Raw genomic sequence first — 20,877 nt, 5'->3', positions numbered from 1 at the left:
CATGAAAAAGATTTCAACAAAAGACTTGAAGAATATCACCGGTGCGGAACTCATCAATGCTGAACTATTGAAGCGAAGAGTCATCTTCAATGTTTCTACAGATTCCCGTTCCGTGAAGAAGGATGATCTGTTCTTTGCTCTGAAGGGGGAAAAATTTGACGGTCATGATTTTATTGATACCGCTGTGAAATCAGAAGCATCCGTCATTGTTATCCATCGTGAGTGGGCAAAAAAACATGAATCATATTTTCGGACGTTTCCCTGCGTGTTTGTGATTGTTGACGATACAACAATTGCCTATGGAGAATTGGCACGGATTTATCGCAGAAAATTTGACATACCGGTGATTGCCATCGCGGGAAGTAATGGTAAAACAACAACGAAAGAGATGGTATCGGCAGTGCTTCGTACGAAATATGATGTGCTGAGTACGGAAGGAAATTTAAACAATCATATCGGCGTTCCGCAAACACTTTTTCGATTGAGAAATAAACATGATGCAGCTGTGATAGAAATCGGCACAAATCATTTTGGTGAATTGAACTATCTCTGCGAGATTGCAGAACCGACCCACGGATTGATTACGAATATCGGCAAAGAGCACCTGGAATTTTTTGGGGACGAAGAGGGTGTCGCAAAAGAAGAGAAAGCATTGTTCAGGTATCTCAGCCAGCATTCGGGAATTGCATTTGTCAATTGTGACGATACATATCTTGCCAGTGATTGTAAATCATTGAAACATACAATCGGCTATGGATCAGCAACAAAAGCAGATGTGCGTGCAAAAAAAATCCATATAGATGAATTGGGACAACCAGAGTTTAGTATTGAATGGACAAAAAAGAATATCTCGTTTGTTGTACAGCTTTCGGTTCCGGGACCACATAATGTTACTAACGCACTGGCCGCAAGCGCTATCGGTTTGAAATTGAAAGTGAAAGCAAAAAAAATTGTCGGTGCGCTTGAACAATTTTCGCCAGCGTCCAAGCGAATGGAAGTGATGAACTATAGCGGCATCACAATCCTGAATGATACCTATAATTCCAATCCGGATTCTGTGATTGTTGCATTAAAAACTCTGCAATCGTTCAGTGCGACAGGAAAAAAAGTGATTGTTCTTGGCGATATGCGGGAACTTGGGGATGCCTCAAAGCGGGAGCATACGAATATCGGAGTGATTGTTTCAGAAATGGGATTCGATCAATTGTTCACCATTGGGCCGTTCTCAAAATATACCAGCGAAGCATTTGGCGCTGCGGCAAAGCATTATGAACTGAAGGAAGAACTCTCGAATGATTTGAAAAAACAATTGAGCAATGGTGATGTTGTGCTGATAAAAGGTTCACGCGGAATGAAAATGGAAGATGTTGTACATCGTTTGACGAATACAAACGGACAACTTGAAGCAAAGGACATTCACTGATGCTGTATCATCTGTTATATTGGATCGAACAAGTATATCACCCGCCGGGATTTGGTGTGGTGAAATATCTTACGTTCCGCGCCGCTATGGCTGCCATCACCGCATTGTTCATCAGCTTCATCATTGGCGGAAAAGTAATAAAGATGTTGAAAGCAAAAGGAATCGTCACAACGTACCGCGAAGGTTCTCCTGAGAAACATAAATTGAAAGCGGGAACACCGATGATGGGAGGCATCATCGTCATTGCCGCAATTCTGATTCCAACAATTCTTTGGGGAGATCTGACCAACACATATGTGCAGATGATCATTCTTGTTACGGGCGGACTTGGTATCGTCGGGTTTATGGATGATTATCTGAAGATCGTCAAAAAGAAAAAAGAAGGACTCATCGGCTGGTATAAGATTATCGGTCAGGTGTCGATTGGATTGATCCTTGGATATGTTCTTTATTCGATGCCGGAATTGAAAGCGATCAACGCGAACACTGTAACCACAGTACCGTTTTTTAAGAATTTAGAATTTGATTTTGGAATTTTATATATACCGCTTGTCATTTTCATCATTACTGCAACATCAAATGCAGTGAACCTGACCGATGGACTTGACGGTCTTGCTATTGGCACATCCGGAATTGTTGCGATGACGCTTGGAATCATCGTTTACATCTCCGGAAATATTGAATTCAGCAGTTACTTAAACATAATTTATCTGCGTGGAAATGGCGAGCTCGTTGTGTTTTGTATCGCTCTTGTCGGCGCCTCGCTCGGATTCTTATGGTACAACTCATATCCTGCTCAAATTTTTATGGGTGATACCGGTTCGCTTGCGCTCGGGGGAGCAATCGGAGCGTTGACAGTCATGGCTAAAAAAGAACTAATTCTTCCGATTCTTGGCGGAATATTTTTTATGGAGACCGTCTCAGTAATTGTGCAGAGATTGTATTTCAAATACACAAAGAAAAAATATGGCGAAGGACGCCGCGTCTTCAAAATGGCGCCAATTCATCATCATTTTGAATTGTTAGGTTGGGCTGAGCCGAAAATTGTTACACGATTCTATATTCTGGCAATACTGATGATGATCCTGAGTTTGACAACATTTAAGGTACGGTAGTAATAACGTGAGTATTCAAGCGGTATCCGGAAAAAAAGTAAGTGTCATTGGAGCAGAGCGGAGCGGTGTAGCTGTTGCACAATTGCTTCATTCGCACAATGTAAAAGTGTTCGTCAGTGATTTTGGAAGCAGCGAAAGCACGCAGCAGCATATCGCAGAACTTCGGTTGGGAAACATTGCCGGTGAATTCGGCGGACACAGCGATGCGGTTTATGATTGTTCGGTCATGGTGATAAGTCCCGGTGTCCCAACAAATGCACCGGTAGTTTTGGAAGCACAAAAACGTGGAATAAACGTCGTTGCAGAGATTGAAGTTGCAAGCTGGTTTTGTCAAGGTCCAATTATTGCGATTACAGGCAGTAACGGAAAAACAACCACCACAACATTACTCGGGAGGATATTCAGCGATGCAAAGAAAAAACACGTTGTTGCGGGTAACATTGGAACGGCATTCTCATCACTCGTTTTGGACGTTGATCCGGAGACTGTTGTCATTTTGGAAGTGAGCAGTTTTCAGTTGGACTTTATCAATACATTTCGTCCGAAGATAGCGGTCATTTTGAATATCACACAGAATCATCTTGACCGGTATAACAATTCAATGGAACAATATGCTGCGTCAAAAGCACGAATGGTGATGAACCAAACAGCAGAAGATTTTTTGATCAGCAATGCGGATGATGAGTGGACTAAGAAACAAGTTAAAAGTCAAAAATCAAAAGTTATCCAGTTTAGTACGAAACGAACAATTGATGAAGGTGCATTTGAAGAAAATAGAATGTTAATGACGGTGATTGATCGTGAGGAACATCCAATTATCGCCATCGACGATATTTCGATTAAGGGTGAGCACAATCTGCAGAATGCAATGGCGGCGGCACTTGCGGCGCAATTGATGGGAATAAAACCGGCGCATATCAAATCAACTCTGCGAAATTTTAAGGGAGTTGAGCACCGACAAGAATTTGTGCGTGAAGTGAATGGAATTAAGTATATCAACAATTCCAAAGCAACAACGGTTGAAGCAGTGGAAATGGCGTTGAAAAGTTATAAGGATCCGATTGTATTGATCTTAGGTGGAAAAGATAAAGGAAATGACTATTCCACGATCTTTGATCTTGTGAAGAAAAAAGTGAAAGCAATTGTGGCGACAGGTTATTCTGCCGATACGATTGTGAAAAATTTCAGCGAGATAGTTCCCGTCACCAAAGTTGCAACAATTGGTGATACAAAACCAAATATTGAATCAATGAAAAAGGTAATTGAAACCGCAACATCGTTATCAATAAAAGGAGATGTCATTCTTCTTTCACCTGCCTGCACGTCGTTCGATTGGTTTAAGGATTACGAAGAACGCGGAAGAGTATTCAAACAGTTAGTAAATCAATTATAATAATTCATGGCATCAGAAAAAAATCATATTGATCGAATTACATTATTTGTCGTGTTGATGTTGATGGTCGCGAGTACCGTTGTGGTCTACAGCGCATCATCGACATGGGCGATGCAAAAGATGCAATCGGCGAGTGGTTTGGTAAACAAACATATCGCCAAAATTCTTGTTGGTTTGGTTGTTATGTTCTTCGCCATCAATTTGGATTACAAAAAATATAAACCATTGACCAAATGGGTACTGATCGCTTCCATCGGATTGTTGTTTGCAACACGAGTACTTGGTGGAGAAGTGAAAGGAGCAGCACGCTGGCTTTCTGTCGGCGGATTTTCATTGCAACCATCGGAGATTGCAAAGTTTGCTCTGTTGTTTCATCTGGCATATCTGCTCTCTAATAAACGAGAAAAGCTTGCAGATTTCAAAACGGGATTTATGCCGTTGATGATCTGGATCGGGCTTGTCGTTTTATTGGTGATGGTTCAGCCGAACTTTAGTACCGGTTCTATGATCTTTGCGCTCGGAATGATTTTGGTCTTTGTTGGCGGCGCAAGAATCAAACATGTATTGTTGTCGTTGTGCGGACTGATTCCCGCATTGCTCATTTACATGGTCAGTGCGCCGTATAGAATGAAACGTATCCTTTCTTACGTTGGATTTGGAAGTGATGAGTCCATAACATCAACCGCGAATTATCAATTGCATCAAGGGATTATCGGTTTTGGTAACGGAGGAATTTTTGGCGTTGGAATGGGACAAAGTAAGCAACGCGATTTGTTTCTTCCCGAATCATACGGCGATTTCATTTTTTCAATTGTTGGCGAAGAATATGGATTGATCGGCACGATCATCTTTATCGGGTTATTTTTAACAATTTTGCTTCGCGGATTGAAAATAGCAAAATATGCACCGGATGATTTTGGGAAATATTTGGCAATTGGTATTACGTCGACAATTGTTTTGTATGCAATTGCCAATGCCCTTGTCACACTTGGATTGGCGCCGACAACAGGCGTGCCGATGCCGTTCGTCAGTTATGGCGGAACGGCGATCATCTTTTCATCATTTGCGGTGGGCGTGTTGCTCAATATCTCTTCCCAGACGGATCTTCATCCTCGGGAACGACAATTTATAGAATCGGTTCCTATGAGTATAGAACCGGCTGTCGGGAAAATCTATTAATGACGACAATTCTTTTTGCCGGAGGCGGAACAGGTGGCCATTTATATCCAGCCATTGCAATGGCAGAAGAGATTTTGAAGATACAACCGGATGCGAAGATTGCATTCGTAGGAACAAAAGAGAAAATAGAAGCACGAGTCGTTCCAGAAAAAGGATTTGCGTTCTATACAATATGGATCAGCGGATTCAGCAGAAGAGTGAGATTGACAAATATTCTTTTTCCGTTGAAGGTAATCGTGTCGCTGGTTCAATCGTTCTTTGTTATAAAAAAAATCAGGCCGGATATTGTTGTCGGCACCGGCGGATATGTCTGCGGACCGATCCTTTTTGTAGCTTCGTTGATTGGAATACCGACAGTGGTTCATGAAAGCAACAGTTTTCCGGGCGTCACGACACGATTGCTTGCTTCGAGAGTCACAAAAGTATTTATCACATTCGAGGTAACAAAAAATTGGTTATCGCCGTCAGCAAACATTGAACGTGTTGGTAATCCAACGCGCGAAGAATTATCTCAGGTTTCACGAATCGAGGGATGTAAATATTTTAATCTCGACTCGAAAAAAAAGACAGTCTTTGCTTTCGGTGGAAGTCTGGGTGCGGCATCAATCAACAAAACGATGCCTGAATTGGTGAACGATGCAATCGCTAATGATTATCAGGTCATCTGGCAGACAGGAGAAACCGACTGGGAATCAGCGCGCAATATTCAACAGCATCCGAGCATTAAGATTATGAAATATGTGGATCGAATGGATTGCGGATATGCGGCGTCGGATGTTGTTGTTAGCCGTTCCGGAGCAACAACCTTAGCGGAATTAACACGGCTTGGAAAACCAGCAGTACTTGTTCCGTATCCCTTTGCTGCTGCAAATCATCAAGAAATGAATGCTCAAACCATGGTGGAAGCGGGTGCAGCAATAATGATAAAAGATTCCAAACTGAAAGAATCACTTTTCTCAACAGTGCGTGGTTTATTGTTTGACGATCAACAGCGGGTGACAATGGGGAAATTGAGTCTTCAGCTAGGAAAACCTGACGCTGGAAAAGAAATTGCAGAAAAGATCGTAGCGTTAAAAAAATGATATGGTTGACGGTACTCACTGTTATCTCCAAAAGGAAGAAAACAATTTTTTTCATGGTATGAAGACTCGGTAATGCGACACGAATTCAAATATAAATTGGACTTTTATTATCAGCAGGCGCTCATCTATTTAGTAACGCTGATTCTCTATGCGGGTGTGAGAGGAACAATCATCCAGAACAATTTCACCGTCGTGTTTGATGATCCAATCATATATATCATCGCATTTTTTGTGGGCGTTGCAATTATCACGTTACTGCTCAACCGAATTCGTGACCGAAAAGTAATCATTACTGACGATGAAATTATTTTTCAACATCGATTTAATCGTCATTCCATTGCCATTCACGATATCGAATGGACGCATATTGGGAAAGAACGGTTGGTACAAACTGCGGGGCGATTTCAGATCATCGTTATTAAAACAAAACATCGTCGCCGTGCATTTAGGATCCGGCTGGGACGATATGAGCGGGAGAGGGAATTATTGAAACTGATAGAACAGATTTCAGAACGGACTCCCAAAAAGCAAAAAGGGTTTCAGTTTAGAAAGAAGTAGGTGAGCAGATGAGTCATTGAGTAGTTGAGATCCAAACTTTCACTACAAAAGTATGAATTCTTATCACTAAAAAATAATCGAAACATTAAACGGTTTAAATAAAATTTTGATGCAAAATCTTAACTACTCAATGACTCAACTACTTAAATACTGATATGTTTTCTTCCATAAAGAAATTACACTTCGTCGGCATCGGCGGAATAGGAATGAGCGGGATTGCCGAAATTCTGCTTGATCAAGGATTCAACATCAGCGGATCGGACCGCGCAATGAGCGATGTGACTGAGCGTTTGCAGTCTCTCGGTGCATCGATTTACGAAGGACATAAAGCAGAAAATATTGCTTCTGATGTTGATACACTCGTTTATTCATCGGCAGTCATCAACGATAATCCCGAAGTGCAGGAAGCAATCCGAAGAAAAATCCCGATTGTTCGACGAGCGGAAATGCTGGCAGAAGTAATGCGATTGAAATACGGCATCGGCATTGCCGGCACGCACGGAAAAACAACCACCACATCGATGACTAGTTTGGTGCTGATGGAAGGAGGCCTTGATCCCACCGTGATTGTTGGCGGAAAATTGAGCGGTCTTGGTGGAACGAATGCGCGGCTTGGTAAAGGTGAATTCATTGTAGTAGAAGCCGATGAATTTGATCGTTCATTTTTGTCGTTGACACCGACCGTTGCAGTCATGACAACATTAGAGACAGATCATCTTGATTGTTACCGCGATCTAGAGGATATCAAGGGAGCATTTATTCAATTTGCAAACAAAGTTCCATTCTATGGATTTATCGTGTTGAACCTTGATGAACCTGCGTTGCAGGATATTCTGCCGCAACTTAGTAAGAAGAAGATTATTACGTACGGACTTCAATCACCTCAAGCTGATGTGCAGGGAGTAGATATTCAGCACAAGGAAAACAAGACGATATTCACCGTTGTGCAGGGATACACGGAACTTGGTCAAGTAACTTTGCAGATTCCAGGAAAACATAATGTTCAGAATGCTCTTGCCGCAATTGCCGTTGGATTGAATTTAAATGTTCCGTTCGAAAAAGCAAAAGCAGGAATCGAAAAGTTCACCGGGGTATATCGACGCTGGGAAAAGAAAGGTGAAGTTCGAGGCATTGTTGTCTATGACGATTATGCGCACCATCCCACAGAATGTAAAGCAACACTGAGCGGCGTAAAATCTGGCTGGAGAAATCGAGTTGTCTGTGTGTTTCAGCCGCATTTGTACTCCCGCACGCGAGATTTTTACGAAGAGTTTGGCAAAGCATTTTTATTAGCTGATGTGCTGATTGTAACAGATGTTTATCCCGCACGTGAAGAACCGATACAAGGTGTTACGGGTGAATTGATCGTCAATGCTGCAAAGCAATACGGACACAAAGAAGCGCATTATGTTCAGGAGAAGAAAGCAGTCCCAGCATATTTAAAAAATATAACAAAAAGCGGAGATATCGTGATTACAATGGGTGCTGGAGATATCTGGAAATTCGGCGAACAATTTCTGAAGGATCTACAATAGAGCTCATCATCCAGAGAAAATTCTGTTTGAACTGGTAAGTAACATTGAACGATGGAAAATGAACAAATACATATTGAACGGGAAGAAGAAGAGCCAACACATGGAAAACGTGTATATGTCTATTTTGCAGTATTAACACTAGTGATACTGACAATTTTTGGCATAAAAGCAAAATGGCAAAAACATGTCCCGGTAAAACAAGTGACAGTGGAAGGAATTAGCGTAATCTCCAAAGATGAGATTGTGCGATTGATGAAGCTTCCCCTGAATGTTCCGATGTATGAACTTGATTTGTCGGCGCTTCAACACAACATCATGGCAAATAGTTTTGTTAAGCGAGTAGTGATTCAACGGGATGCCCCTTCTACATTGCGGGTGATCGTGGAAGAACGAACCCCAGCGGCGATTCTTCTGGCAAACGATCTCTATTATATCGCGTCGGATGGAACTGTGCTTCCGTACATCGCATCATCCGAGACATATGATATTCCCGTGATCAGCGGTGTCGATTCGCTCAGCGCAATCAAAACTGGTCAGCGATTATTTAATGCCGATGTGGTGGAAGCATTGGAGATCATCAACGCTTCAAAAATGACGAGTGATAATATTTTCCATTCCATCTCGGAGATACGACTTCGTAAAGGACATGATCTTGTCCTCTATTCATTCGAATCAGGCATTCCGATCATTTTTGGAAAAGGTGATGCTGCCAAAAAAATAGTGAAGTTGGATGCCTTTTGGCAAAAATTTATTCAGAGCAATGAAACAAATGATATTCAATACATTGACATTCGGTTTGATGACCAAGTAGTGGTGTCGAGAAAATCATAATCTATCATCGGCAGATCGACATGAATGCTGTCCTGCCATAAACAAACGAACATAATGAACGAACATATTTACGTTGGATTAGATATTGGAACAACAAAGATCTGTGCGATTGTCGCCTCAGTCAATGCAAACAATGAAATTAATGTTCTAGGCATTGGTAGAAGTAAATCGGAAGGATTAACTCGCGGAGTCATCACGCATATCGAGCGGACAGTCGATTCAATCAAAGCAGCAATCCATGATGCTGAAGCTCAATCGGGTGTGAAAATCCAATCCGTTGTTGCAGGAATTGCGGGAGATCATATTCAAAGCTTCCAGAGCCGCGGAGTGGTTGCTATCAGTGGAGCGGAACAAGAGATTACTCAATCCGATGTTAATCGTTTGATTGAGGATACAAAAAAGATTGCGTTGCCTTCGGACCGAAAGATTCTTCATGTCATTCCGCAGGAATTTATTGTTGATGGACAAGATGGTGTGTACGAGCCGGTCGGTATGTCTGGCGTGAGAATGGAAGCGACAGTTCACATCATTACTGGACTTGTGACAGCAACACAAAATATTATTCGTTGCGTCCAACGCGCGGGAGTTAGTGTCAGTGATATTGTTCTGGAACCGTTTGCTTCGAGTGATGCAGTACTGGAAGGTGAAGAAAAAGAAGTCGGCGTTGTTTTGATCGATATTGGCGGCGGTACAACCGATCTGGCAGTATTTGCGGACAGAACTATCCGTCACACCGCTGTGATCGGAATAGCTGGAAGCAAAGTGACCGATGATATTCGACGCGGACTCGGCATCCTCACCACGCAGGCGGAAGAGATTAAATTAAAATACGGTCATACACATATTACATCTATAGCAGAGAACAATCCGTTTACGATTCCCGGAATCGGAGGACGCGAGCCGATGACGATTGATACGCAAATGCTCTGTCAGATTATTCAGCCTCGTATGGAAGAGATTCTAGAGATTGCAGCATTGGAGATTAAACGATCAGGATATCAGAAACATTTATCTGCCGGAGTGGTATTGACCGGTGGTGGCGCATTGGTAAAAGGGACTGCTGATCTTGCGCGGGAAGTATTAGGAATGCCGGTGAAGATCGGAATTCCTAAAGGATTTCGCGGCGGTTTCGTCCGGGAGATTGAAAATCCAATTTATGCAACAGGTGTTGGTTTAGTGCTGCACGCTATTAAAAATCGTGCAAAAGGAACAGCGTCTAACGTTTCGGAGACAAAAGTGAAAGGTGATAAACGAAATATTTTGGACAGAATGAAAAGTTGGTTTGACGAGTTGTAAAGAAGCAGATGTCAGTAATCAGATAACAGATAGCAGATGACAGGTATCAGACATCAGATTTTTTAGGGAAAGTAAGATGCACAATTTCAAGAAATTGAAAGTTTATGATAAAGCAATTGATCTCGGCTGTGAAGTAAGAAAAATGTTAAAGAAGTATCCAAGAGACGAAATGTTTGCATTATCTCAACAATTCAGAAGGGCAGTGGACTCAATCGCTCTAAACATTGCTGAAGGATCTGGCAACAGTTCCAACAAAGAATTTTCAAGATTTTTGGATTATTCAATTCGTTCTGCATATGAGTGTATCTGTTGTTTGGATATTTCAATGAAGAATGAATTCATCACTACAACTCAGCATGCTACCATGTTCACGCAAACTGATGAAGTAATTGCTATGCTCATCGGACTTCAAAAGAAAATTCAGGAATAACATTCATCTGTCATCTGATATCTGACGACTGATAATCTAAATGAAAAAAGTAAACAAATAATTTTTTTAACTAACATCCACATAACAAAAAGGAGCAACCATGGCAATTGAATTTGACAGCCCAGCAGAAAACGGCGCAAAGATTCGCATCGTTGGTGTCGGCGGAGGCGGAACAAATGCCGTTCACAGCATGATCACACGCGGTTTAAGCGGCGTAGATTTTGTTGCAATCAATACCGATGTGCAGGCATTGGAACGAAATTCGTCAACATCCAAAATCAGGATTGGAAAAAACCTCACACGCGGTTTGGGCGCGGGCGCTGATCCATCCGTTGGACAACGAGCAGCGGAAGAAGATAAAGAAGAGATCGCACGTGTTCTTGCGAACAGCGATATGGTATTTGTTACTGCCGGTATGGGTGGCGGAACGGGAACAGGCGCTGCTCCTGTCATTGCAAATGTTGCCAAGAGTCTGGGTGCATTGGTGGTTGGAATTGTTACAAAGCCATTTACGCACGAAGGAAAAAAGAGAATGGCCCAAGCGGAATATGGTATCGAAGAATTGCGTAAACATGTCGACACGCTTATCGTTATTCCAAACCAGCGTTTGTTGACCATCGTAGACAAAGCAACGCCAATCACGCAAGCATTTGAAGTCGCAAACAGCGTGCTCTATAATGCGACACGCGGAATCTCGGATATTATCACCGTTCCCGGCTTGGTCAATCGTGACTTTGCTGATGTGAAACGGGTGATGCGTGATATGGGTGATGCATTAATGGGAACAGGAATTGCCACCGGCGAAAATCGTGCAACAGAAGCAGCCAACATTGCTATTTCCAGTCCGCTGCTTGAAGGGGTCGATATTAAAGGTGCACAGAAATTGCTCGTCAACATCACGGGTGGTCAGAATCTTTCCATTCAGGAATACGACGAAGCAATTGCGATCATCTCTGAAGCGGCGGGCAATGATGCTGAAGTGCTTGCGGGTGTGGTGGTGGACAACAATCTTACAGACGAGATCATGGTCACTGTGATTGCTACTGGTTTCAACAAAACTTTGATAAAACCACAGCAGCAGGATCGTTTTGCAGCAGCACGCACACGAGGCATTCAGGTCGATCATATTCCGACCGGAGTTCGCGATCTGCAAAAGTTCGATACACCAACGTATCTTCGCCGGGGTGTAACGGTAAATCCGTTAACATCGCAGGATGAGCCGAAAGTGCATTCCATCGAACAGAATCAGCAGGATCTTGATAAGCCGGCGTTTCTCCGACGCATTATGGATTAAAAACAGAGATCAGATTTTTAGACATCGGATATCAGACAACAAGCCCGCGTGATGAGCGCGGGTTTGTTGTTTCAGAGGACGATGTCAGACATCTCTATGCATAATCAATAGGTGTCTGACACCTAGCGCGGTAGGGATTACAATGTTGCTTCTGCCGTAATCACTTTATATCTTCCCGATGAACTTTGGGGAAAGAATTGGAATTTCACTCATCACATATTCCTCCGTTGTTACGAAAAGTCCTTGACGGATCGGCATCGTTATCAGAAACGAACGTGCTTGTTCGTCATGCTCACCATTTTGCGCTCATGCGGTTGAAACAGTTGATTGCATCCGGCAGGCTTCACTTACAATCATTTCCTCTTACGATTGAGTCGACTGCTATCGATTGTATTGCCGAATTATTTGAACGGGATAGCGACGGAGTGTTTATTGAATTGGAACATTTCTTTTCTGTCGAGCATGATCTGGATCTTTTGACAGATGATGATGTTACGGCACTTTTCCGCTCGCTTGTTTTCACTAAGCTTCACGATGGCATTTTTACTTTATATCGGGAAAATGATCCCGTGTTAAGTAAGATTCTCCGCAACATGAAGATTGCTCTTCGACAAAGCACAACATTGCGAGTTGAACAATATCTGGGAATGGCCATGGTGGTATATGCTTCGGATGAAGATCGTATGCACTTACCGGCACATTCTATTGAAACAGTTGAGCAATGCTTTGCGAAATCTCTGCGCGGCGTGAAACATATAACACAATATCTGGCCGCATTCGAGCACTTGATTTCAACATCGTTAGATAGTCGAAATATGTTCTCACTGATCGATCTTTGTGTTTGCATCAAACGTCATATTATGAATCACCAAATTCCGTTGAATGATGCGCTTTCCATGGAAGGGCTTTTATTTGATCAGGATGCTGTTACTCTTGTTGAGAGTGCACTAAAGCATATACGGAAGGATCTCTATCAACGCTATGTTGCAAAGAAAAAACTGAACGAAGAAGAATTCACAGGATATATGAATGCTATTGATCATATGATACGTGATACATTCTTACATAGCGACGGAAGTGAAAAGAATTACGGTGAGTATTTACAGCATCATTTGCCGGAAATATCATACACCGAGTATCGAGAGTATCACAGAAAACAGTTTGAATATATGGTGAAACTTTCAAAAAAAGCGGTGCGTGAACGCTTAAGAGAATTACTTTAGAAACTCTTTCTGCCATGCTCAACGTATGACAGGATATTTAAACAACGTAAGAAGGTAATACGGTAATTCATGAACCATTATACCGAACATATATTAGATCTTTACGTTCGCAACAGCGAACAAATTGCCAATGATCGAACTGATATTGAACAGCACCTTTCACAATGTGCAGGATGCCGTGCTGTTGCAGAAGATCTTCGCGAATTTTATCTGTTGGCAGAAAACGGCAAGAAACAATTGTCCGCACATTCGGAAGAGGAAGATGCGCTAATTGTACAACCGGCCTATGTTCGTTCGCGACCGTTAACTAAAATCCAAATGCCAAATTCAATTCCTGCACGTCTCTGGCAATTTGTTCGAAAGCGCCCCATCGTAGGATCCGTTTCAATGTTTGGTTTGGTTACTTCAATGATATTCTTCGTCAAAATGTTTATTCCATCCGAAGGAGGGAACCCCGAATATCTTCGAATAAACACTTCTCGTTCCCAAGTGGAGATTTATAATCATGAATCAAAATTGATGTGGTCACAATCTTGGAGAGAAGGTGTATATGACTCATTTATGGAGGAACAATTCAGCATTACCAGCAGCGTTGTTTCGGATATTAATAATGATGGCAAGAACGAAATTATTTCGCTGATTCCAACATTAAACGGAATTGAAACCCCGGAAGGGAAAGTTCTTCTTCAAGTTATTACAGCTGATAAAAAAATTCTTTTTACAAAAGAACTTGGAGACAATATTCATTATGACCAAGAGGAGTATTTTCCACAGTTTTCGGAGAGGGGAGTTATTGTTGATGATTTTGATGGAGATGGAAAAAAAGAGATTATTGTGGGAGCTCCTCACCGTCATTCACCCTATATTCTCTATCGACTCGATTCACAGGGAAACATACTTGGTGAATATCTGCACTATGGCCATTTTTGGGGAATTTACAATGTTATACTTGACGGTAAAAAAACAATTGTTGCATGTGGTATTGATGACAAGTATGACAAGCCAGTGGTTGTTGGCTTAAATCCACAAAAAATAATCGGGAAAACTTCTTCTACCACGCAACCGGAATTTGGATTGCCAACAACAACGGCAGAAGTCTTTCAAATTGCAATGCCGCGTTCTCTTTTTGACATTGGTGAAAACCCAAAACCAAGAGTAACGTCAAAGATTATTGAAACAAAGAACAGTCTTACCTTTGGTGTTGCGAACGCCATTCCAGACAGTAATGGTATTCCGTATAAGTATATTGAATATACATTCACAAAAGAGATGCGGATTCATGACGTTCGTGTTACAGATTGGTCTCGCAGGGTATTTGAACGAAGAAAAAAAGAGGGAACTATTAAAGAGAATCTGGACAATACATATCTGGAAGGATTGAAAACCAAAATTCAGTATTGGAACGGGAAGCAATGGCAAGAAAAATTTGTTAAACTTGATGGATCAATAGTAGAGAGTCAGACTACAATGCTCTCATCTCCTTATTATTACGATTATAACCGCAGTAAAAATACCGTTGTTATTTTTGATAAGGAGGATCATATATTGTGGGAGAAAAGAATCAAGGAAGATGTTGCTTCAATAAAAGAATTTAGCACATCCTCGGTCATTTATCGGACATTGATTGATGATGTTAATAGTGATGGAAAAAAAGAAGTCGTCACTATTTTGAATTTTGCCGCCGATGAAAATATATCTACCAACATCAGGATATTTGATGGGAAGGGGAATAAGACAAGTACATATTCTGTTCCATTTCAACATATTCAGTATAAATCAAAACAGTACAATACCAAGTTTTATCCTTCTAGCATCGTTTTTGGGGGGAATAGTAAAAAGACACTTTTTGCTATGTTTGGTAACGGCCGGTCACCGTCCGCTTTAGTTCGTTTTGATGAACAAGGGAAAATTATTGGAACATTTTGGCACTATGGACAATGTGCAATGACATTTTTTGATATAGATCATGATGGAAAAGAAGAATTACTTCTCAATGGTATTAATGACACAGAAGATGAAGCCAATCGATCTTTTGCTGTTACCATCGTCCTTGATCCAGATAAAATTCTTGGAAATTATGAGTGCTCTTCGACAAAAGGATTTAATCTTCCTTCATCGAATGCTGAACTCTATTATGTACGATACCCAAACCCTGAAGTAAGTAACCATGTTACAACCAATTTTGGAGCATCAAATAGCTCCAATAAAGGTGACAAACTTCTTCGTGTACTCAATACAGCATATGATGGTGGATTAGCGGTAGCGTTTGAGTATTTTTTTGATTCTACCTTTACCGTAAAAGATGTAAAATTTGATTCCGGAATGTTGATGAAGCATAATCAACTGTTTAAGGAAGGGAAACTGAAATATCCCATTAATGACCAATATGTGAATTCTCTCAAAGACTCATTGCAGTATTGGAATGGTGTTGCTTGGGTCAATACACCTACAAAAATTAGAGGACAATTGAGTCTTAAATAAAAATCTTCAAAGTTACACCGTTCAATGCCTTTTGAAAAATATTTTTCAAAAGGCATTTTTATTTCTTTATAGGTCTGCCAATGGAACGATATATGTATTTATACAAGCACGACATTTCGCACTGTATTTAAGAAAACAAACCATAGTTTTATGATGAAAGAAATCTCTCACCAGCTCACGCCATATAACAACAACTCATTCGATTGCTGTCGCAAGGTTTTACGGAGAAAAAGTCGCTCAAAATATATCAGATAACTTTGTCCTTGATCATTTCAACTACGAACTTACGTAGTTGACTAATGGAATAATAATGGTTACATCACACCCATTAATAATGATGTTTTCTAATCATAGCGGTTAAATTGCAGCTACCTGCGAGTGCTACTCTCAGGATTATGAAAACATGATTGAGGTATTGCCTTGTATTTAATAGCATCACAAATTGATCTTTCATAGCCTTTTGAAAATTAAATTTCAAGAGGCAATTTTATTTTCAGCATAGGCCTACCAATGAAACGATATATATGCGTATTCATTTAAGTACGAAATCACGTACTGTGTTTTAGAAAACAAAATCATATTTATCATGGGGAAAGAAATTGCTCACCAACTTACGCCAAACGAAAAACAACTGCTCCAGTTATTGTCGCATGGACTTACGGAGAAGGAAGTTGCGCACCGAATGAATAAAAGTGTTTTTACGATCGATAAATATTTGCGAAGTGTCTTTGATAAGTTTGATGTTCATAATACAACAGCAGTGGTTGCGGAGGCGATACGAAGAGGGGAGATTGAATGATTACGTTCATATCTATTTAATGTTTGTAATATCACAATTACGATTGGATCTATTATTGGAGGTAAGATTTCATGAAAAAGAATAATGCTATTCTGCATATAATTCTACTATTACCTGTTATAAGCATCTCTATTTTAACAGCTGCTCAACCGGTAATCACCCAGATGCGAGATACGACAATAAACGCAGGAACAGTATTTCAGATAACGGTCAAAGCAAGCGATGCAGACGGGGACATGCTCGTTTTTAGCGCAAAGAACCTACCGTATGGATCTACCTTCGATCCGGAGACACATCAATTAAAGTGGACTCCTCAGAGTACAGACACAGGGCGGTATAAGGATGTTACATTTATTGTTAGCGACGGCTCAGCCAGTGACAGTACGATGATCGTCATAACCGTGATACGAAGTGCTAATAATCCACCAGTGATTACGCAGTTACAGGATACGACAATCAGCGCAGGGACAGTATTCCAGTTAACAATCAATGCAACTGACACAGATGGTGACGTTCTGGTATTTAGCGCAAAGAACCTACCGTATGGATCTACCTTCGATCCGGAGACACATCAATTAAAGTGGACTCCTCAGAGTACAGACACAGGGCGGTATAAGGATGTCACGTTTATTGTCAGCGATGGTTCAGCCAGTGACAGTACGATTTTTGCTATAACCGTATTACGCAGTGCTAATAATCCACCGGTAATCACACAGATGCAAGACACAACAATATATTCTGGTAATAATATTAGAATCACCATAAATGCAATAGACCTTGACGGAGATATTCTATTTTACATCGCAAAAAATTTACCATATGGATCAACATTCAATGCTGAATCGCATCAATTTAAGTGGTCAACTACAATTTTAGATACTGGTATTTTTAAGAACATTACATTTATTGTTACCGATGGAATAAATAGTGATAGCACAATAGTTACTCTCACAATTATTCCGCCGAATAGGAAAGCGGTAATCTCACTTTCATCCGTCTCTTTCATGTTTGGGAATATTAAATTGGGTCAATTTGTTGATAGTACTATAACATTAAGTAATATAGGAACTGATACATTAAAAATTACATCGATTACAAGTTCAAAAAGCTGTTTTAGTATTCGTCCGACAATATTGACTATCCCTCCTGGGTTGACCAAAATAGACACAATTCGATTTACATCAGATTCTATTGGAGTAAGAGGTGGGAAAATCTTTATTACGAGCAATGATGCGACAACGCCTGATACGATCAGTGTAAGTGGAAATGGAGTGGGAATACCTGTTTTGGTATTGAGCCGATCAAGTATTGGCCTGGGAAATGTGGTTCTCAATACTTTCAAGAAGGATACAATCACGATCTGGAACAAGGGAAGTGATACATTGAAAATCAGTAATATAATATCGACCAATACTCAATACAGTGCTGTACCGACCGTAAGGAGTATTCCACCTAACGGATCGCTGATAGATACACTGAAGTTCATCCCGACAGCCATTGGATCATCGAGTGCGAGAATACTTATCGCAAGTAACGATACGACCACTCCTGATACGATCAGTGTGAGCGGATTCTGTAGCGGAGTGCCTATTCTTGCATTGAGCAGAGCAAGTATCAATGTGGGGATAGTAGCTCTTAACACATTGAAGAATGATACAATGACAATCTATAACAATGGAACTGATACACTGAAGATTACCAATATTGCGTCAACCAATATGCAATACACAGCAGTGCCGACAGTAAGGAATATCCCACCGAACGGATCACTGATCGATACGTTGAAGTTCATTCCGACTGCCATTGGCACATCGAGCGCGAAGATACTGATCACTAGCAATGATTCAACCACACCCGATACGATCAGTGTGAGTGGATTTTGCGGTGGGGTACCAATCCTTATATTGAGTCGAAGAAGTGTTGACCAAGGAAAAATTAAGGTAGGTCAAACTGGACGAGATACAATAGTGATTCGAAATATTGGAACAGACACCTTAAAGGTAAGTAGTATAACGGCGTCGAGTATTATATGGAAAATATCGAAAAATGTGTTAATAGTTCCACCGAACCTATCTGTGATGGATACGATAATATTTACACCGAGTGTCATTGGTATAATAACAGGGAAAGTGGTGATTACGAGTAACTGCCAGACGAGTCCTGATACATTAACTGTTATCGGCTCGGGAGTGAGTACAACCGGCCCTGTGTTAACATTTAGTTCAACTGTGCTGGATTATGGAACAGTAAAACTGACAGACAAAAGGGATACTATTATAACAATAAGTAATGTTGGAACAGACACACTTAAGATCACTTCTATATTAAGCACAAAGAGTTGCTTCACAGTTCATCCTACGATTTTAACGATACCACCGGGACAAGGTAAGAGTGACACAATTCGTATGACGGCAGATTCGTTAGGAATACGAAGTGGGAAGATAATCTTCAGCAGTAATGATCCTTTTGGGCCTGATACGATCAGTGTGAATGGAAATGGAGTGGGAATACCTGTTTTAGTATTGAGCCGATCAAGTATTGATCTGGGAAATGTGTCTCTTAACGCTCTAAAGTGGGATACTGTGACGATATGGAACAAGGGAATTGATACATTGAAAATCAGTAATATAACATCGAACAATACTCAATACAGTGCTGTGCCGACGTTGAGGAATATCCCACCCAACGGTTCGCTTGTTGATACGATAAAGTTCATTCCGACAACCGTTGCGTCATCTAGTGCAAAGATACTAATTGCCAGCAATGATGCAACAACACCCGATACGATCAGTCTGAGCGGAAATTCACCGCAACCAATACTGACCCTGAATCAAACCAACTTTGATTGGCAGCTTGTTAACAAAGGAAAAGTCCAGACTAAAGAACTTCGCATAATGAACGGGTCGATAAACACTCTTGATATAGATTCGATCTATACAATGACTAAATATTATATGGTAAATAAATCAAAGGGAACAGTCTTAATGAACGAAACACTCCGTGTGATAATATCTTTTACAGCAGATACATTTGATATTTACACGGATACGCTATATTTGCGAAATACATCTGTTAACAGGTTGGTAAAAATTCAACTCAAAGGGGAGTCGCCATTGCCAGTATTGACTTTAATACCAACGATCTATCGCAAAGATACTATTGCCGTAGGTGATTCAACCGTACAAAAGTTTGTTATTAAGAATACTTCGGTGAATGATCTGATCTATCAAGACATCAGAAATAAATCAATCGCGTTTACTATTAGCGGTAATAATAGTGGCACCGTAAAAAGCCAGGATAGTATTTCTTTCTTTATCATATTCAAGCCGTTAACATTTCTTGAATATAATGATACCCTAATGATTACTTCAATGAGTGTTCAGAAGACATACCCACTGACGGGATTTTCCCCGTTCCCATCTATGACTGCGTCAGTTTCTACTCTTGATTTTGGAAATGTTTATAAAGATTCAACAGCCATCAAAACTATTTTGGTTAAAAATAATTCTATTAATAAATTAAGAATAGATTCTCTTAAAACATTAAGAAAACAAACAGGTGCGGTGTTTACTGTTAAATCTTTTACAGCTCCTGTGTTTGTTTCAAAAAATGATTCATCAATGTTTGCAATCATCTTCAAACCAGATACGATTCGCATGTTCAGCGACACGGTGTTCATATATTCTAATCAACAAAACGCAATCATCCCAATATCATTAAGAGGGGTTGGCAATTCGACTACATCATTTATTTTAAGCGATGACATTATTCCAAAACAATATAGTCTAAATCAAAATTTCCCAAACCCTTTTAATCCTACAACAATATTACGTTATGGTCTACCAAATAATAGTTCTGTTTCATTAAAAATATATAATGTTCTAGGTCAGCAAGTAGCAAATCTTGTCCATAGCGAACAAAGCGCAGGTTGGCAGAGAATTACTTGGAATGCAAATGTTTCAACCGGATTGTATTTTTATCGGCTTGAAGCTGTTGATGTCAATAATCCAAATAATCGCTTTGTGCAGGTGAAAAAGATGCTGCTTTTAAAATGAGAATACTAAACTTTGTAATGATTCATGGAATTGATTCTTAACCTTCGCAAGGTTATAGTCTTAAAGCACAAGCAAACCACCGCTTGGGCTTTTTTGATCAATTATTTTCCTTGACTACTTTCTCTTCTTATTGTTCCCAACTCTGTTTGGAAACGATATCCTACCGAAGCACAGCTTCGTACA

At 40.6% G+C, this 20,877-nt stretch carries 15 protein-coding genes; all 15 read left to right on the top strand.

Going from position 1 to position 20,877, the window contains the following annotated elements:
• Position 1: 1 nt before the first annotated feature.
• Entirely contained in the window at positions 2-1,423 is a 1,422-nt protein-coding gene (gene murF / locus WDA22_15870; GenBank protein ID MFA5834954.1) for a UDP-N-acetylmuramoyl-tripeptide--D-alanyl-D-alanine ligase, read from the top strand.
• Entirely contained in the window at positions 1,423-2,538 is a 1,116-nt protein-coding gene (mraY, locus tag WDA22_15865; GenBank protein MFA5834953.1) for a phospho-N-acetylmuramoyl-pentapeptide-transferase, read from the top strand. Before murF ends, mraY begins: the two co-directional genes overlap by 1 nt.
• Positions 2,539-2,545: 7 nt before the next feature.
• The gene (gene murD, locus WDA22_15860) at positions 2,546-3,931 is read left to right on the top strand and encodes a UDP-N-acetylmuramoyl-L-alanine--D-glutamate ligase (GenBank protein MFA5834952.1); all 1,386 of its coding nucleotides are present in this window, start codon (positions 2,546-2,548) and stop codon (positions 3,929-3,931) included.
• 6 nt (positions 3,932-3,937) lie between these two features.
• The gene (locus WDA22_15855) at positions 3,938-5,110 is read left to right on the top strand and encodes a putative peptidoglycan glycosyltransferase FtsW (GenBank protein ID MFA5834951.1); all 1,173 of its coding nucleotides are present in this window, start codon (positions 3,938-3,940) and stop codon (positions 5,108-5,110) included.
• Complete coding sequence (gene murG / locus WDA22_15850; GenBank protein ID MFA5834950.1) at positions 5,110-6,192, top strand: undecaprenyldiphospho-muramoylpentapeptide beta-N-acetylglucosaminyltransferase; 1,083 nt, start codon at positions 5,110-5,112, stop codon at positions 6,190-6,192. Before WDA22_15855 ends, murG begins: the two co-directional genes overlap by 1 nt.
• 72 nt (positions 6,193-6,264) lie before the next feature.
• Positions 6,265-6,750, top strand: coding sequence for a hypothetical protein (locus WDA22_15845; GenBank protein MFA5834949.1), 486 nt, complete (start codon positions 6,265-6,267; stop codon positions 6,748-6,750).
• Positions 6,751-6,905: 155 nt separating this feature from the next.
• Positions 6,906-8,285 carry a UDP-N-acetylmuramate--L-alanine ligase gene (murC, locus tag WDA22_15840; GenBank protein ID MFA5834948.1) on the top strand — a complete coding sequence of 460 codons (1,380 nt, stop codon included), beginning with the start codon at positions 6,906-6,908 and terminating at the stop codon, positions 8,283-8,285.
• Between the two features lie 51 nt (positions 8,286-8,336).
• Positions 8,337-9,116 carry an FtsQ-type POTRA domain-containing protein gene (locus tag WDA22_15835; protein MFA5834947.1) on the top strand — a complete coding sequence of 260 codons (780 nt, stop codon included), beginning with the start codon at positions 8,337-8,339 and terminating at the stop codon, positions 9,114-9,116.
• A 54-nt stretch (positions 9,117-9,170) separates the two neighbouring features.
• On the top strand, positions 9,171-10,412 hold the full coding sequence (gene ftsA, locus WDA22_15830) for a cell division protein FtsA (protein MFA5834946.1): 1,242 nt from the start codon (positions 9,171-9,173) through the stop codon (positions 10,410-10,412).
• A gap of 76 nt (positions 10,413-10,488) precedes the next feature.
• A complete protein-coding gene (locus tag WDA22_15825; GenBank protein ID MFA5834945.1) occupies positions 10,489-10,842 on the top strand; it encodes a four helix bundle protein in 354 nt (117 codons plus the stop codon).
• A gap of 100 nt (positions 10,843-10,942) precedes the next feature.
• On the top strand, positions 10,943-12,136 hold the full coding sequence (gene ftsZ, locus WDA22_15820) for a cell division protein FtsZ (GenBank protein MFA5834944.1): 1,194 nt from the start codon (positions 10,943-10,945) through the stop codon (positions 12,134-12,136).
• A 197-nt stretch (positions 12,137-12,333) separates the two neighbouring features.
• Positions 12,334-13,359: a hypothetical protein gene (locus WDA22_15815; GenBank protein MFA5834943.1), complete on the top strand. Its 1,026-nt coding sequence runs from the start codon at positions 12,334-12,336 to the stop codon at positions 13,357-13,359.
• A 69-nt stretch (positions 13,360-13,428) separates the two neighbouring features.
• On the top strand, positions 13,429-15,840 hold the full coding sequence (locus tag WDA22_15810) for a hypothetical protein (GenBank protein MFA5834942.1): 2,412 nt from the start codon (positions 13,429-13,431) through the stop codon (positions 15,838-15,840).
• 586 nt (positions 15,841-16,426) lie between these two features.
• Complete coding sequence (locus WDA22_15805) at positions 16,427-16,639, top strand: LuxR C-terminal-related transcriptional regulator (protein MFA5834941.1); 213 nt, start codon at positions 16,427-16,429, stop codon at positions 16,637-16,639.
• A 71-nt stretch (positions 16,640-16,710) separates the two neighbouring features.
• Positions 16,711-20,694 (top strand): choice-of-anchor D domain-containing protein, encoded by a 3,984-nt coding sequence (locus WDA22_15800; GenBank protein MFA5834940.1) that lies wholly within the window; start codon positions 16,711-16,713, stop codon positions 20,692-20,694.
• Positions 20,695-20,877 lie beyond the last annotated feature (183 nt).

The organism is Bacteroidota bacterium (assembly GCA_041658205.1).
GTDB lineage: Bacteria > Bacteroidota > Ignavibacteria > UBA10030 > UBA8401 > UBA8401.
Note: the sequence above shows the minus strand (reverse complement) of the source record. Positions and strands in the feature narration are given on the sequence as shown.

Coding starts and splice junctions, on each gene's coding strand:
- WDA22_15805 (MFA5834941.1), top strand. CDS start 16,427: ATGGGGAAAGAAATTGCTCACCAACTTACGCCAAACGAAAAACAACTG.
- murF (MFA5834954.1), top strand. CDS start 2: ATGAAAAAGATTTCAACAAAAGACTTGAAGAATATCACCGGTGCGGAA.
- ftsA (MFA5834946.1), top strand. CDS start 9,171: ATGAACGAACATATTTACGTTGGATTAGATATTGGAACAACAAAGATC.
- WDA22_15810 (MFA5834942.1), top strand. CDS start 13,429: ATGAACCATTATACCGAACATATATTAGATCTTTACGTTCGCAACAGC.
- WDA22_15825 (MFA5834945.1), top strand. CDS start 10,489: ATGCACAATTTCAAGAAATTGAAAGTTTATGATAAAGCAATTGATCTC.
- ftsZ (MFA5834944.1), top strand. CDS start 10,943: ATGGCAATTGAATTTGACAGCCCAGCAGAAAACGGCGCAAAGATTCGC.
- WDA22_15835 (MFA5834947.1), top strand. CDS start 8,337: ATGGAAAATGAACAAATACATATTGAACGGGAAGAAGAAGAGCCAACA.
- mraY (MFA5834953.1), top strand. CDS start 1,423: ATGCTGTATCATCTGTTATATTGGATCGAACAAGTATATCACCCGCCG.
- WDA22_15800 (MFA5834940.1), top strand. CDS start 16,711: ATGAAAAAGAATAATGCTATTCTGCATATAATTCTACTATTACCTGTT.
- WDA22_15845 (MFA5834949.1), top strand. CDS start 6,265: ATGCGACACGAATTCAAATATAAATTGGACTTTTATTATCAGCAGGCG.
- WDA22_15855 (MFA5834951.1), top strand. CDS start 3,938: ATGGCATCAGAAAAAAATCATATTGATCGAATTACATTATTTGTCGTG.
- murC (MFA5834948.1), top strand. CDS start 6,906: ATGTTTTCTTCCATAAAGAAATTACACTTCGTCGGCATCGGCGGAATA.
- murG (MFA5834950.1), top strand. CDS start 5,110: ATGACGACAATTCTTTTTGCCGGAGGCGGAACAGGTGGCCATTTATAT.